The 14,812-nt window shown below is 40.4% G+C and carries 11 protein-coding genes; 10 read left to right on the top strand and 1 reads right to left on the bottom strand.

Annotated features, from left to right (window positions below):
- Nucleotide 1 precedes the first annotated feature (1 nt).
- From ADF68_RS04710 to gap, 9 genes are all read left to right on the top strand, one after another.
- Nucleotides 2-709 (top strand): L-ribulose-5-phosphate 4-epimerase, encoded by a 708-nt coding sequence (locus tag ADF68_RS04710; RefSeq protein WP_049548838.1) that lies wholly within the window; start codon nt 2-4, stop codon nt 707-709.
- Nucleotides 710-875: 166 nt separating this feature from the next.
- Nucleotides 876-2,549 (top strand): BglG family transcription antiterminator, encoded by a 1,674-nt coding sequence (locus ADF68_RS04705; RefSeq protein WP_049548837.1) that lies wholly within the window; start codon nt 876-878, stop codon nt 2,547-2,549.
- A gap of 116 nt (nt 2,550-2,665) precedes the next feature.
- On the top strand, nt 2,666-3,757 hold the full coding sequence (ulaG, locus tag ADF68_RS04700; RefSeq protein WP_006153413.1) for an L-ascorbate 6-phosphate lactonase: 1,092 nt from the start codon (nt 2,666-2,668) through the stop codon (nt 3,755-3,757).
- Nucleotides 3,758-3,871: 114 nt separating this feature from the next.
- A complete protein-coding gene (gene tkt, locus ADF68_RS04695; RefSeq protein WP_049548836.1) occupies nt 3,872-5,848 on the top strand; it encodes a transketolase in 1,977 nt (658 codons plus the stop codon).
- A 141-nt stretch (nt 5,849-5,989) separates the two neighbouring features.
- Entirely contained in the window at nt 5,990-6,310 is a 321-nt protein-coding gene (gene yajC, locus ADF68_RS04690) for a preprotein translocase subunit YajC (protein ID WP_049548835.1), read from the top strand.
- A 48-nt stretch (nt 6,311-6,358) separates the two neighbouring features.
- The gene (locus ADF68_RS04685) at nt 6,359-6,814 is read left to right on the top strand and encodes a low molecular weight protein-tyrosine-phosphatase (RefSeq protein ID WP_049548834.1); all 456 of its coding nucleotides are present in this window, start codon (nt 6,359-6,361) and stop codon (nt 6,812-6,814) included.
- Nucleotides 6,789-7,202, top strand: coding sequence for an MORN repeat-containing protein (locus tag ADF68_RS04680; protein ID WP_049548833.1), 414 nt, complete (start codon nt 6,789-6,791; stop codon nt 7,200-7,202). Before ADF68_RS04685 ends, ADF68_RS04680 begins: the two co-directional genes overlap by 26 nt.
- A 296-nt stretch (nt 7,203-7,498) precedes the next feature.
- Nucleotides 7,499-10,150 carry a bifunctional acetaldehyde-CoA/alcohol dehydrogenase gene (adhE, locus tag ADF68_RS04675; protein ID WP_049548832.1) on the top strand — a complete coding sequence of 884 codons (2,652 nt, stop codon included), beginning with the start codon at nt 7,499-7,501 and terminating at the stop codon, nt 10,148-10,150.
- Nucleotides 10,151-10,417: 267 nt separating this feature from the next.
- A complete protein-coding gene (gene gap / locus ADF68_RS04670) occupies nt 10,418-11,428 on the top strand; it encodes a type I glyceraldehyde-3-phosphate dehydrogenase (protein WP_045762475.1) in 1,011 nt (336 codons plus the stop codon).
- Nucleotides 11,429-11,504: 76 nt separating this feature from the next.
- Here the strand turns inward: gap and ADF68_RS04665 are convergent, their stop codons facing one another.
- Entirely contained in the window at nt 11,505-12,380 is an 876-nt protein-coding gene (locus ADF68_RS04665) for a pseudouridine synthase (protein WP_152901832.1), read from the bottom strand.
- 88 nt (nt 12,381-12,468) lie between these two features.
- Between ADF68_RS04665 and pbp2a the strand changes: the two genes are divergently transcribed.
- A complete protein-coding gene (gene pbp2a / locus ADF68_RS04660; RefSeq protein WP_049548831.1) occupies nt 12,469-14,694 on the top strand; it encodes a penicillin-binding protein PBP2A in 2,226 nt (741 codons plus the stop codon).
- The last annotated feature ends 118 nt before the right edge of the window (nt 14,695-14,812 follow it).

The following is a 14,812-nucleotide window of genomic DNA, read 5'->3' as shown; positions in this document are numbered from 1 at the left end:
GATGAATCAAGTAATCAATGCTATGCGTAAACGAGTCTGTGATGCCAATCAATCATTGCCAAAACATGGACTTGTTAAATTTACCTGGGGCAATGTATCTGAAGTCAATCGCGAACTCGGTGTCATTGTTATCAAACCATCAGGCGTAGATTATGACGAATTGACACCTGAAAACATGGTGGTAACTGACCTGGATGGCAAGGTTCTAGAAGGAGATTTAAGACCATCTTCGGACCTTCCAACTCATGTGCAGTTATATAAGGCTTGGCCAGAGATTGTTAGTGTGGTCCATACCCATTCGACAGAAGCTGTTGGTTGGGCTCAGGCAGGTCGTGATATTCCTTTCTATGGAACAACCCATGCAGATTATTTCTACGGTTCAATCCCTTGCGCTCGTAGTTTGACTAAGGATGAAGTAGAAGTGGCCTATGAAAAAGATACTGGCCTGGTCATCGTGGAAGAGTTTGAGCGTCGTGGTCTTAATCCAGTTGAAGTTCCAGGGATTGTCGTGCGCAATCACGGTCCATTCACCTGGGGCAAAAATCCAGAAAATGCTGTTTATCACTCAGTTGTACTAGAGGAAGTATCTAAGATGAATCGCTTCACAGAGCAAATCAATCCAAGAGTTGAACCTGCTCCCCAGTACATCCTAGAAAAGCACTACCAACGTAAACATGGACCAAATGCTTATTACGGTCAAAAGAAATAAGAAATTGAATTGAAAAGAGGCTAGGACCTTACGATCCAAGCCTCGCTTTTGTAGTTGTAAGTATCCACTGTTAAGAGTTTACAGTACATAATTGCAAAGTCTTTACGAATGTGATACCATTATAAAGTTGTTTTGGAAGCGATTGACAAATAGAGGAGTATGAATTATGGTTTTAGATAAGGCGAGCTGTGACTTGCTTCAATATTTGATGGATCAAGAAACGTCCAAAACGATTATGGCCATTTCAAAAGATCTAGCTCAATCTCGAAGAAAAATCTACTATCACATTGATAAAATCAATGATGCTTTGGATGATGAGAATTTGCATATCATCAGTCTGCCTCGGATTGGTATTCACTTAACCGAGGAACAAAGAGAAGCTTGTCGTCAATTATTAGACGAAGTTGATTCTTATGATTACATCATGAGTGCCAACGAGCGAATGCAGCTGATGCTACTTCTGATTGGTATTTCCAAAGAGAGAATCACGCTTGAAAAACTCATGGAATTAACAGAAGTCTCTCGAAATACAGTCCTTAATGACTTAAATAGCATTCGTTACCAGCTAACCTTGGAGCAGTATCAAGTAACACTTCAAGTTAGTAAATCTCGTGGTTACTACTTGAATGCACACCCTCTTAATAAAATCCAGTATCTTCAATCCCTTCTCTATCATATCTTTATAGAGGAGACCCCAGCTTTTGTAGCTATTTTAGAGGAGAAAATCAAGGAGCGATTAGAAGATGAGATGCTTCTTTCTGATGAGGTCAATCAATTCCTCAAAAAACAAGTTCCACTGGTTGAGCAAAATTTAGGGAAAAAAATAAACCATCACGAAGTCACCTTTATGTTACAGGTCCTTCCCTATCTTCTACTAGGGTGTGATACCGTTACTCGAAATCAAGATAAACATCAAGAAATTGATCAAGAATTTTCATTGATTCGAAAGAGGATAGAATACCAGGTGTCTAAGAAACTAGGAGAACGCTTGTTTGAAACATTTGGCATCTCGTTTTCAGAATTAGATACATCTCTCTTGGCCATTCTTTTGTTATCCTATCGAAAAGATCGAGACATCCATGCAGAAAGTAAAGATTTTCAACATTTGAGAAGAGCTTTAGAAGAGTTTATTTGGTATTTTGAATCTCAAACCAGAATGGAGATTGAACAGAAAGAAGACTTGTTGAGAAATCTCGTGATTCACTGTAAGGCTCTACTATTTAGAAAAAACTATGGGATCTTCTCAAAAAATCCTTTGACACGTCAGATTCGTTCCAAGTATAGTGAGCTTTTCGTAATTACAAAAAGATGTGCAGAAGTGCTAGAAGAAGCCTGGCAGATTCGATTGACAGATGATGAGATTGCCTATCTGACCATTCATGTTGGGGGATTTTTAAAGTATACTCCATCGATTCAAAACAATACCAAGAAGATTTATATTGTGTGTGATGAAGGAGTGGGCGTTTCTAAACTCTTACTTAAACAATGTCGCTTCTATCTTCCAAACGAACAGATTGGGGCAGTCTTTACCACTGAGCAGTTCAAAAGCGTGGAGGATATTACTCAGGTTGATTTGCTACTTACAACAAACGATGAGCTTGAGAGTCGCTTCCCAGTACTAAAGGTAAATCCCATACTTGAGGCAGAAGATATTTTACGCATGACAGACTTTATGAAAAATAAGGTTCTTCAAAAGAATGGTCGGACCTTCAAGGATAATCTCTCAACCATTATTACTACCTATATATCTGATAAACACGCTGCAGCAAAATTACAAGAAGAAATTCAACTTTTAATCAACCAAGAATTAGTCATCCAAGCTTTTTTAGATGAATCATAAACATCACAGTCCAATGATGAACACAAGCCTGTGTTTTTCTTGGTCTTTTTTAATATATCGGTCGGTGTTATACTAAGTATGAAATAAATACTTGAACAAAATATGGAGGATTTCAAATGCCAAACGTAAAAGAAATTACAAGAGAATCATGGATTTTAGCTACTTTCCCAGAGTGGGGAACATGGTTGAACGAAGAAATCGAAGAAGAAGTCGTTCCTGAAGGAAACTTTGCCATGTGGTGGCTAGGCAACTGTGGTACTTGGATTAAGACACCAGGTGGTGCTAACGTTGTCATGGACCTTTGGTCAAACCGTGGAAAATCAACCAAAAAAGTGAAAGATATGGTTCGCGGACACCAAATGGCAAATATGGCAGGTGTTCGTAAATTGCAACCAAACTTACGTGTTCAGCCAATGGTTATCGATCCATTTGCTATCAATGAACTCGACTACTACTTGGTTTCACACTTCCATAGTGACCATATCGACCCATACACAGCTGCAGCAATTCTCAACAATCCTAAGTTAGAACATGTTAAGTTTATCGGTCCTTACCATTGTGGACGAATCTGGGAAGGATGGGGTGTTCCAAAAGAACGCATCATCGTTGTTAAACCAGGTGATACTATTGAACTAAAAGACATGAAGATTCATGCGGTAGAATCATTTGACCGTACTTGCTTGGTAACTCTACCAGTGAACGGTGCTGATGAGACAGGTGGTGAACTTGCTGGCTTAGCTGTTACTGATGAAGAAATGGCTCAAAAGGCTGTTAACTATGTCTTTGAAACACCAGGTGGAACCATCTATCATGGTGCGGATTCTCACTTCTCAAACTACTTTGCGAAACATGGTAAAGATTTCAAAATTGATGTTGCTTTGAATAACTATGGTGAAAACCCAGTTGGTATCCAAGATAAAATGACCTCTATCGACCTACTTCGCATGGCAGAAAATCTTCGTGCTAAAGTCATTATCCCAGTTCACTATGATATCTGGTCTAACTTCATGGCTTCTACGAATGAAATCCTAGAACTTTGGAAAATGAGAAAAGATCGTTTGCAATACGATTTCCATCCATTTATCTGGGAAGTTGGTGGAAAATACACTTATCCTCAAGACCAACACTTAATAGAATATCATCACCCACGTGGTTTTGATGACTGCTTCGAACAAGACTCGAATATCCAATTCAAAGCCTTGCTTTAATATAAAAATTTTTTCTGGAGGTTATCCGTATGTTGCACGATACGGATAATTTTCATATAATAGTACAAATAGAATATGTGATAGACCTATCACCTCAAAGAGAAAGGAAATTCTATGTCAAATCTATCTGTTAATGCGATTCGTTTTCTAGGTATTGACGCTATCAATAAAGCCAACTCAGGTCACCCAGGGGTGGTAATGGGTGCAGCACCGATGGCTTACAGCCTTTTCACTAAAGAACTTCGTATCAATCCAGCTCAACCAAACTGGATTAACCGCGACCGTTTCATTCTTTCAGCTGGTCACGGATCAATGCTTCTTTATGCCCTTCTTCACCTTTCAGGATTTGAAGATGTGAGCATGGATGAAGTGAAGAACTTCCGTCAATGGGGCTCTAAAACTCCAGGTCACCCAGAATTCGGTCATACAGCAGGGGTTGATGCAACAACAGGCCCTCTAGGACAAGGGATTGCGACTGCGACAGGTTTTGCACAAGCAGAACGCTTCCTTGCAGCCAAGTATAACCGCGAAGGTTACAACATCTTTGACCACTACACTTACGTTATCTGTGGAGATGGTGACTTGATGGAAGGTGTCTCAAGTGAAGCTGCTTCTTATGCAGGCTTGCAAAAGCTTGACAAGTTGGTTGTTCTTTATGATTCAAATGATATCAACTTGGATGGTGAGACAAAAGATTCTTTCACAGAAAGTGTCCGCGATCGTTACAATGCTTATGGTTGGTATACAGCCTTGGTAGAAGATGGAACAGACTTAGAAGCTATTCATGCTGCTATTGAAGAAGCTAAGGCTTCAGGAAAACCATCTTTGATCGAAGTGAAAACTGTTATTGGTTATGGTTCTCCGAACAAACAAGGAACTAATGCCGTACACGGTGCCCCTCTTGGCGCGGATGAAACTGCGGCAACACGCCAGGCACTTGGTTGGAACTATGAACAGTTTGAAATCCCAGCAGAAGTTTATGATGATTTCAAAGAAAATGTTGCAGACCGTGGCGCATCAGCCTATGAAGCATGGACAAAACTAGTCGCAGATTACAAAGAAGCTCATCCAGAACTTGCTGCAGAAGTGGAAGCAATTATCGAAGGACGCGATCCAGTTGAGTTGACTCCAGAAGACTTCCCAGCTTTAGAAAATGGCTTCTCTCAAGCAACTCGTAACTCAAGTCAGGATGCTTTGAATGTAGTGGCAGCTAAGTTGCCAACCTTCCTTGGTGGATCAGCAGACCTTGCTCATTCAAATATGACTTACATCAAAACTGATGGACTTCAAGATGATGCAAATCGCTTAAATCGTAATATCCAGTTTGGTGTTCGTGAATTTGCAATGGGTACTGTCTTGAACGGAATGGCTCTTCACGGTGGACTTCGTGTTTATGGTGGAACATTCTTCGTATTCTCAGACTACCTGAAAGCGGCTGTACGCTTGTCAGCTCTACAAGGTCTTCCTGTAACTTATGTCTTCACCCACGATTCAATCGCAGTCGGAGAAGATGGTCCAACTCATGAACCAATTGAGCATTTGGCAGGTCTTCGTGCGATTCCAAACCTCAATGTTTTCCGTCCAGCAGATGCGCGTGAAACTCAAGCAGCTTGGTATCAAGCAGTGAAGAGCGAGAAAACACCAACTGTTCTTGTCTTGACTCGTCAGAACTTGACTGTTGAAGAAGGAACAGACTTTGACAAGGTTGCGAAAGGTGCTTATGTCGTTTATGAAAATGCAGCAGACTTCGACACAATCTTGATTGCGACTGGTTCGGAGGTTAATCTTGCTGTTGCGGCCGCTAAAGAATTGGCAAGTCAAGGTGGCAAAGTTCGCGTAGTCAGCATGCCATCTACAGATGTATTTGACGCACAAGATGCAGCCTACAAAGAAGAAATCTTACCAAATGCAGTTCGTCGCCGTGTAGCAGTTGAAATGGGAGCAACTCAAAACTGGTATAAATACGTTGGTCTTGATGGAGCAGTTCTTGGTATTGATACCTTTGGAGCATCTGCCCCAGCACCAAAAGTTTTAGCAGAATATGGATTTACAGTTGAAAACCTTGTAGAACTTGTGAATAACTTGAAATAATATAGGGGCATATTGCCAAAAAGTCGAGGTTGGGAATTTTTGTCCCAGCCTCTTTCTTGATATAAAAGCATGGCCTAATCTTGTAAAAACACGCAAAATTTGTTATAGTAGTTTTATCTGAATTACAAAGGAGTAAAAATAATGGGTGGGAATTTAACATTTTTAATTATGCTTGTCTTGATGTTGGGCTTGATGTTCTTCATGCAACGTTCTCAAAAGAAACAAGCAGAAAAACGTATGGAAAGCCTCAATAAGCTTCAAAAAGGCTACGAAGTAATCACTATCGGTGGTCTCTACGGTACAGTCGATGAAGTAGACACAGAAAACAGAACAATTGTTCTTGATGTTGATGGCGTATACTTAACCTTCGAACTAGCAGCAATTCGAACAGTTTTGCCAGTCAAAGAAGCTGTCACACCTGAAGGAGCTGTTATTGAAGACAGCAGTGCTATTGAAGAATAAAACGGGGTGGATCACATTCCCGTTTTTCTATAAGTGAGAGGAAGAATAATGAAAAAAATTGCTTTTGTCTGTCTTGGTAATATTTGTCGCAGTCCTATGGCGGAATTTGTGATGAAATCCTTGACCGATAAGTATGAGGTTCAAAGCCGAGCGACTTCTTCCTGGGAACATGGCAATCCGATCCACAAAGGGACGCAAGGAATCTTTCGAAGCCATGGAGTTCCTTATGATACTTCAAAAACTTCCCAACAAATTTCTAAAAATGACTTTGAGTATTTTGACTATATCATTGGTATGGATGAGTCTAACCTTGCTGACTTATATCAGATGTGCCCGCAAGATCAACAAGATAAGATCCAAGCGTTTGCATCTGAAAGCGTTCCAGACCCATGGTATACAGGTGATTTTGAAGAAACTTACGATCGGATTTCAACTGGTTGTCGAACTTGGTTAAGTCGCTTAGAAAATGAGAGTGAAAATGGAAAATATAAAGAAACTCTATGAAAAATACAGTGTCTATTTGACACGCCCTCGACTAGAAATCGCGACAGTAATCATCATTGTTGTCTGCGCAGGTTTAGTATTTCTGACAAATCTTCCCAAGCAAGGAGTTCTCAAACTGGATGGGGATACCATTGTTTACGATGGAAGCCTAGTTCGTGGTAAGATGAATGGTCAGGGAACTGTTACCTTTGCAAACGGTGATAGCTATACTGGAGAATTTAGTAATGGAGCCTTCAATGGTAAAGGCACCTACCAAGCCAAAGCAGGCTGGGTATATGAGGGTGATTTTGTAAATGGCCAAGCTGAAGGAAAAGGAAAACTGACTACCGAACAAGAAGTAGTCTATGAAGGGGATTTCAAACAAGGTTTATTTCAACAAGCACAGTAACCTCCTCCTAGAAGGAGGTCTTCTTTTAGAGCGCAAGAAAACGCTTACACTAGAACGAAAGGTATTTCTATCCCCTCTTTACAATTAAGTTTGTGAAAAATAAAACTTTTAAAAAAAATTCACAAACCAGTGGCTCAAAAGCATCTGCAAAAGGGTGTTTGATATCATTTTCACAAACAAGCAAAAAAAGTTTGTGAAATGCTCATGAAACTGTTTACAAATTTTAAAAAAAGAGTTATAATATACTTGTGAAAAATTTAACAAAGGTTTAAACCTTTAAGGCTATGGAGGAAAATATGGCTGATAAAAAAACTTTGACACCTGAGCAAAAACAACTCGCTGCTGAAAAGCATGTAGATGGATTAGTACAAAAAGCTTTGGTTGCACTTGACGAAATGCGCAAGTTGAACCAAGAGCAAGTTGACTACATCGTAGCAAAAGCATCTGTTGCTGCTCTTGATGCACACGGAATTCTTGCACAACATGCAGTTGAAGAAACTGGACGTGGGGTATTCGAAGATAAGGCAACAAAAAACCTTTTTGCCTGTGAACACGTAGTGAACAATATGCGTGGCGTTAAAACAGTTGGAGTTATTGAAGAGGACCCAATTACAGGTTTGACTAAAATTGCAGAACCTGTAGGTGTAATCTGCGGTGTCACTCCAACAACAAACCCAACTTCAACAGCTATCTTCAAATCATTGATTGCTTTGAAAACACGTAACCCAATCGTTTTCGCTTTCCACCCATCAGCACAAGAATCATCAGCACACGCAGCACAAATTGTTCGTGACGCAGCGATTGCAGCTGGTGCTCCTGAAAACTGTGTTCAATGGATTACAGAACCATCAATGGAAGCAACTGGAGCACTTATGAACCACGAAGGTGTTGCGACTATCCTCGCAACTGGTGGTAATGCCATGGTTAAAGCTGCTTACTCATGTGGTAAGCCAGCACTTGGGGTAGGTGCCGGGAATGTTCCTGCTTATGTAGAAAAATCTGCTGACCTCCGTCAAGCTGCTCATGATATCGTTATGTCTAAATCATTTGATAATGGTATGGTCTGTGCGTCAGAACAAGCAGTTATCATTGATAAAGAAGTTTATGATGAATTTGTTGAAGAATTCAAGTCATATCACACTTATTTCGTAAACAAAAAAGAAAAAGCTCTTCTCGAAGAATTCTGCTTCGGTGTGAAAGCTAACAGCAAAAACTGTGCTGGTGCTAAACTAAACGCAAACATCGTTGGTAAACCAGCTGCATGGATTGCTGAGCAAGCTGGATTCTCTGTTCCAGAAGGAACAAACATCTTGGCTGCAGAATGTGCAGAAGTAGGACCAAAAGAACCATTGACTCGTGAAAAATTGTCACCAGTAATCGCTGTCCTAAAAGCCGAAGATACAGAAGATGGTCTTAAAAAAGCTCGCCAAATGGTTGAGTTCAATGGACTTGGTCACTCAGCAGCTATCCATACAAAAGACGAAGACCTTGCTAAACGTTTTGGTACAGAAATCAAAGCAATGCGTATTATCTGGAACTCCCCATCTACTTTCGGTGGTATCGGTGACGTATACAATGCCTTCATTCCATCATTGACACTTGGATGTGGTTCTTATGGACACAACTCAGTCGGTGATAACGTGAGTGCAATTAACCTTCTAAACATCAAGAAAGTAGGGAAACGTAGAAATAATATGCAATGGTTTAAAGTTCCTTCAAAAATTTACTTCGAACGCAATTCTATCCAATACCTTCAAACATGTGAAGATATTGAACGCGTTATGATTGTTACAGACAAATCTATCGAAAAACTCGGTTTCGTTCAACGCATTATCGACCAATTGAACAAACGTAGCAACCGTGTAACTGTCCAAGTCTTCTCAGACGTTGAACCAGATCCAGATATCACAACTGTAGAACGTGGAACTGAAGTGATGCGAAAATTTGAACCAGACACAATCATCGCACTTGGTGGTGGTTCTCCAATGGATGCGGCTAAAGTAATGTGGCTCTTCTACGAACAACCACAAATCGACTTCCGTGACTTGGTTCAAAAATTCATGGATATTCGTAAACGTGCCTTCCGCTTCCCATCACTTGGCAAGAAAGCGAAGTACATCGGTATCCCAACAACTTCAGGTACAGGTTCAGAAGTAACACCATTTGCCGTTATCTCTGATAAGAAAAACAACCGCAAATACCCATTGGCTGACTACTCATTGACACCAACTATTGCCATTGTTGACCCTGCTTTGGTTGAATCAGTGCCAGACTTTATCGCTGCTGATACAGGGATGGACGTGTTGACTCACGCTACCGAAGCTTACACTTCAAACTTCGCTAATGATTATACAGATGGTATCGCTCTTCAAACAATCAAGCTTGTCTTCGAATGGTTAGAAAAATCAGTTAAGACGGCTGATCCAGAAGCTCGCGAAAAAATGCATAATGCTTCTACAATGGCTGGTATGGCCTTCGCCAATGCCTTCCTTGGTATGAGTCACTCAATGGCCCATAAGATTGGTGCGGTTCACCACACTGTTCACGGACGTACAAATGCAATCTTGCTTCCATACGTTATCCGTTACAACGGAACTCGCCCATCTAAGACTACTACATGGCCTAAATACAACTACTGGAAAGCTGATGAGAAATTCCAAGACATCGCGAAAATGCTTGGCTTGCCTCACTCAACTCCAGAAGAAGCAGTTGAAGCATACGCTAAAGCTGTTTACGAACTGGGTGTTGCAGTAGGTATCAAGATGAATTTCAAGGATCAAGGAATTGATGAAAAAGCTTGGAAAGACAGCTTGCATGAAATTGCCTTGCTTGCTTATGAGGATCAATGTTCACCTGCTAACCCACGCTTGCCGATGGTAGCCGACATGGAAGAAATCATGGCAGATGCTTATTATGGTTATGCAGAACGTCCAGGACGCCGTAAATAATCGTTATCAGCCAAAACCGAGGGTAAACCTCGGTTTTTTTATGCTTAGAGAATATATTTTTATTAAGAAATGCATAGAATTGGAGTAGGCTGCAAGGCTAAGTAAAGAAATGAAAATATTACCAAAGCTTATCAGAAAAACAAGGCCAGCGCTTGCAATTAAACTCAAATAGTTATATAATAGGTATGTTGAAAGGTGATTTGTAGTGATTCAAGTTACTCTTTTCACAATAAAATTTTCATGATTTTCATAAGGAGGAAATCACTAATGGTAGTTAAAGTTGGTATTAACGGTTTCGGACGTATCGGTCGTCTTGCTTTCCGCCGTATCCAAAACGTAGAAGGTGTTGAAGTTACTCGCATCAACGACCTTACAGATCCAGTTATGCTTGCACACTTGTTGAAATATGACACAACTCAAGGTCGTTTCGACGGAACTGTGGAAGTTAAAGAAGGTGGATTTGAAGTTAACGGTAAATTCGTTAAAGTTTCTGCTGAACGTGATCCAGAACAAATTGACTGGGCTAACGACGGTGTAGAAATCGTTCTTGAAGCAACTGGTTTCTTTGCTACTAAAGCAGCTGCTGAAAAACACTTGCACCCAGGTGGAGCTAAAAAAGTTGTTATCACTGCTCCTGGTGGATCGGATGTTAAAACAGTTGTATTTAACACTAACCACGACGTTCTTGACGGTACTGAAACAGTTATCTCAGGTGCTTCATGTACTACAAACTGCTTGGCTCCAATGGCTAAAGCTCTTCAAGATAACTTCGGTGTTGTTGAAGGATTGATGACTACTATTCACGCTTACACTGGTGACCAAATGATCCTTGATGGACCACACCGTAAAGGTGATCTCCGTCGTGCTCGCGCTGGTGCTGCTAACATCGTACCTAACTCAACTGGTGCTGCTAAAGCTATCGGTCTTGTAATCCCAGAATTGAACGGTAAACTTGACGGAGCTGCACAACGCGTTCCTACACCAACTGGTTCAGTAACTGAATTGGTAGTTGTTCTTGAAAAGAACGTTACTGTTGATGAAGTGAATGCAGCTATGAAAGCAGTAGCCAATGAATCATACGGTTACACAGAAGATCCAATCGTATCTTCAGATGTTGTAGGTATGTCTTACGGATCATTGTTTGATGCAACTCAAACTAAAGTTCTTGACGTTGACGGTAAACAATTGGTTAAAGTTGTTTCATGGTACGACAACGAAATGTCATACACTGCACAACTTGTACGTACTCTTGAATACTTCGCTAAAATCGCTAAATAATTCTTGAGTCGATAGAAAAGCAAGGTCAACTGGTCTTGCTTTTTTGGTATCTATAAGAAAAAAATGGATGCTAGTGTCATCCATTTTGGTTTAATTCTCTTTCAAATGTGTCTGATAGCGCAGTAAAGCTTAATTGGTTTAAAGTCAAAGGATGGACAAAGGATAGTTTAAATGCGTGTAACATTAGTCTGCTAGCTTTGGAATGTGGATTGTAGAGAGGATCTCCAAGGATTGGATGTCCGTGGTGAGATAGATGAACCCGAATCTGATGTGTTCGACCAGTTTTTAATCTACAGCGGACCAGAGAGGTCTTGTTTTGAAATTGCTTCAATCGAGTTACATGAGTTTCAGCATATTGACCATTTTTGAAATCCACCACCCGTTTTCTACGATCGTGACGATCGCGACCGATTTTATCTCGAAAGACAAGCTCTTTAACTCCTATTTTTCCCTCAACCAGAGCCCAGTATTCGCGGGAGATTTCTTTTTTCTCCAATAATCGATTGAGGATGGGCAGTATAAATGGATTTTTAGCAAATAGTACGAGGCCACTCGTTTCCTTGTCTAGCCGATGGACAACATAGCAAGTCTGGCCTACATAGGCGCTGACATGATTGAGAAGTGCAATTTCTTCTGGTTGATTCCCGTGAGTTTTCATACCTTCTGGTTTGTTCACGATGATCAAATGTTGGTCTTGGTAGACTTCTTGGACAAGATTAGGATTTCCCCAAACAATTTCTTTTGTAGGATAATCCTCCTCGTCGAAAATCAGTTGACATTCATCTCCGGATTTGACAGTTTGATGCCAGTGGACTTCTTCTTGATTGATGAGAATGTGCTTTTTAATTCTCAAGAAATGCCGTATTTTTCTCGGAATGAGTAGTTGCTCCTCCAAGAAAACTTTGACAGTCATTTCAGGAAGAGAATCAGGGATAACAAAGGTAAATTTCATACAAATATTGTAACAAAAAATAGATTATTTGGATAGAGAAACTAGCTAAATTCTTGTCTTCCTATGGGGAAGATGATAAAATAAACGCATGAAATTAGATACATTATTTGAAAAGTTTCTTTCTTTATTTAAGAAAGATGAAAATGATACCCCTGAAATAGAAATTGATGACGTTACTAACGAAGATGACGTGAGGACTAACTTGCGACGGTCAAGAGGTGGACGAAAGAAAGTTGGGCAAGTCGGCCCCATTCGAAAATTTTGGCGTCGCTATCATCTGACAAAAATCTTTCTCATTCTTGGACTAAGTGCAAGCTTGTTTGTTGGGGTTTATCTATTTGCCTTGGCTAAATCGACAAATGTTACAGACTTGCAGAATGCTTTGAAAACACGAACGGTGATTTTTGATAGAGAAGAGAATGAGGCTGGTGCCTTGTCAGGCCAAAAAGGAACCTATGTTGAGCTCTCGGAAATTAGTGAAGATTTGCAGAATGCTGTTATTGCGACAGAAGATAGAAGCTTCTATAAAAATAGTGGAATTAACTATGGTCGCTTTTTCCTAGCTATCCTAACAGCTGGTCGCTCGGGTGGTGGTTCTACAATTACCCAACAGTTAGCGAAAAATGCTTATCTTTCACAAGACCAAACTGTTCAGAGAAAGGCTAAAGAATTCTTCCTTGCTTTAGAATTAACCAAAAAATACAGTAAAAAAGAAATTCTAACCATGTATTTGAACAATGCCTATTTTGGAAATGGTGTGTGGGGTGTAGAAGATGCGAGTAAGAAATACTTTGGAGTTTCTGCATCAGAAGTGAGTCTGGATCAAGCTGCGACTCTGGCAGGGATGCTCAAAGGGCCGGAACTGTATAATCCTTTGAATTCCGTACAAGATTCGACTAATCGTCGCGATACTGTTTTGCAAAATATGGTTGCAGCAGGATATATTGATAAAAACCAAGAAACCGAAGCTGCAGAAGTTGATATGACTTCGCAATTGCACGATAAGTATGAAGGAAAAATCTCAGACTACCGTTATCCTTCCTATTTTGATGCAGTTGTTAATGAAGCTATTGAAAAGTATAATCTAACAGAGGAAGAAATCGTTAATAACGGTTATCGAATTTATACGGAGCTAGATCAAAATTACCAAGCTAATATGCAGGTTATATACCAAAATACTTCGCTCTTTCCAATAGCTGAAGATGGGACGCATGCAGAGTCAGGTAGTGTCGCATTGGAACCCAAAACGGGTGGAGTTCGAGGAGTTGTTGGTCGAGTGGGCGGGGATGATAAAACAGGTTTCAGAAATTTTAACTATGCAACCCAAACCAAAAGAAGTCCAGGTTCAACGATTAAGCCTCTAGTAGTCTATACACCAGCAGTCGAAGCGGGTTGGGCTTTAAATAAAGAGTTGGATAATCATACCATGGAATATGGAGACTATAAGGTTGATAACTACGCTGGGATCAAAACGTCACCAGAAGTTCCAATGTATCAAGCCTTAGCCGAGTCTCTAAATCTTCCTGCAGTAGCTACTGTTAAAGAGCTTGGAATTGATAAAGCCTTTGAAGCGGGTGAAAAGTTTGGTCTCAACATGAGCGATGTAGATCATGTGCTTGGAGTGGCTTTAGGTGGTGGCGTAGAAACTAACCCTCTTCAGATGGCCCAAGCATACGCAGTGTTTGCAAATGAAGGACTCATGCCGGATGCTCACTTTATCACTCATATTGAAAATGCTAGTGGTCAAGTGATTGCTACTCATAAAAACACTCAAAAACGAGTAGTTGACAAATCGGTAGCTGATAAAATGACAAGTATGATGCTAGGAACCTTTACAAATGGTACAGGGATAAGTTCGTCTCCAGATGATTATGTTATGGCTGGAAAAACCGGAACGACAGAGGCTGCCTTCAATCCAGAATATACGAGTGATCAATGGGTGATTGGCTATACACCTGATCTAGTCATTAGCCACTGGCTTGGTTTCCCTACTACTGATGAAAACCACTATTTAGCAGGTTCAACTTCGAATGGTGCTGCTCACATTTTCAGAAGTATGGCAGAAACAATTCTTCCTTATACACCAGGAAGTACTTTTACAGTTGAAAATGCTTATAAAATGAATGGCATTGCACCAGAAAACGCACCTAAACAAACTACAAGTGACACTAGTGCACAGTCTGATGATATACTATCAGATATTCGTGGACGGGCGCAAAATCTGGTCGATGAAGCAGGAAGAGCGTTTTCGGATGCTAAAATTAAAGAAAAAGCTCAGACTGTCTGGGATACCATTGTAGATCTGTTTCGCTAAAACGTTTAAAAGATAAAAGACAAGGATTCAAATCTTTGTCTTTTTTCTCCCTCACTTGTCAGTATTCATACTTCCTGATACACCTTGGACTTGAAAAAACACAAGACAGAAATCAAAG

The sequence above is a fragment of the Streptococcus pseudopneumoniae genome, from assembly GCF_001068775.1.
Lineage (GTDB): Bacteria > Bacillota > Bacilli > Lactobacillales > Streptococcaceae > Streptococcus > Streptococcus pseudopneumoniae_N.
The sequence above is the reverse complement of the archived record's forward strand: the minus strand, read 5'-3'. Positions and strand labels throughout refer to the sequence as shown.

Bases quoted from the DNA above. Each gene is read 5' to 3' on its own strand.
- ADF68_RS04710 (WP_049548838.1), top strand. From the start codon at position 2: ATGAATCAAGTAATCAATGCTATGCGTAAACGAGTCTGTGATGCCAAT.
- ADF68_RS04705 (WP_049548837.1), top strand. From the start codon at position 876: ATGGTTTTAGATAAGGCGAGCTGTGACTTGCTTCAATATTTGATGGAT.
- ulaG (WP_006153413.1), top strand. From the start codon at position 2,666: ATGCCAAACGTAAAAGAAATTACAAGAGAATCATGGATTTTAGCTACT.
- tkt (WP_049548836.1), top strand. From the start codon at position 3,872: ATGTCAAATCTATCTGTTAATGCGATTCGTTTTCTAGGTATTGACGCT.
- yajC (WP_049548835.1), top strand. From the start codon at position 5,990: ATGGGTGGGAATTTAACATTTTTAATTATGCTTGTCTTGATGTTGGGC.
- ADF68_RS04685 (WP_049548834.1), top strand. From the start codon at position 6,359: ATGAAAAAAATTGCTTTTGTCTGTCTTGGTAATATTTGTCGCAGTCCT.
- ADF68_RS04680 (WP_049548833.1), top strand. From the start codon at position 6,789: ATGGAAAATATAAAGAAACTCTATGAAAAATACAGTGTCTATTTGACA.
- adhE (WP_049548832.1), top strand. From the start codon at position 7,499: ATGGCTGATAAAAAAACTTTGACACCTGAGCAAAAACAACTCGCTGCT.
- gap (WP_045762475.1), top strand. From the start codon at position 10,418: ATGGTAGTTAAAGTTGGTATTAACGGTTTCGGACGTATCGGTCGTCTT.
- ADF68_RS04665 (WP_152901832.1), bottom strand. From the start codon at position 12,380: ATGAAATTTACCTTTGTTATCCCTGATTCTCTTCCTGAAATGACTGTC.
- pbp2a (WP_049548831.1), top strand. From the start codon at position 12,469: ATGAAATTAGATACATTATTTGAAAAGTTTCTTTCTTTATTTAAGAAA.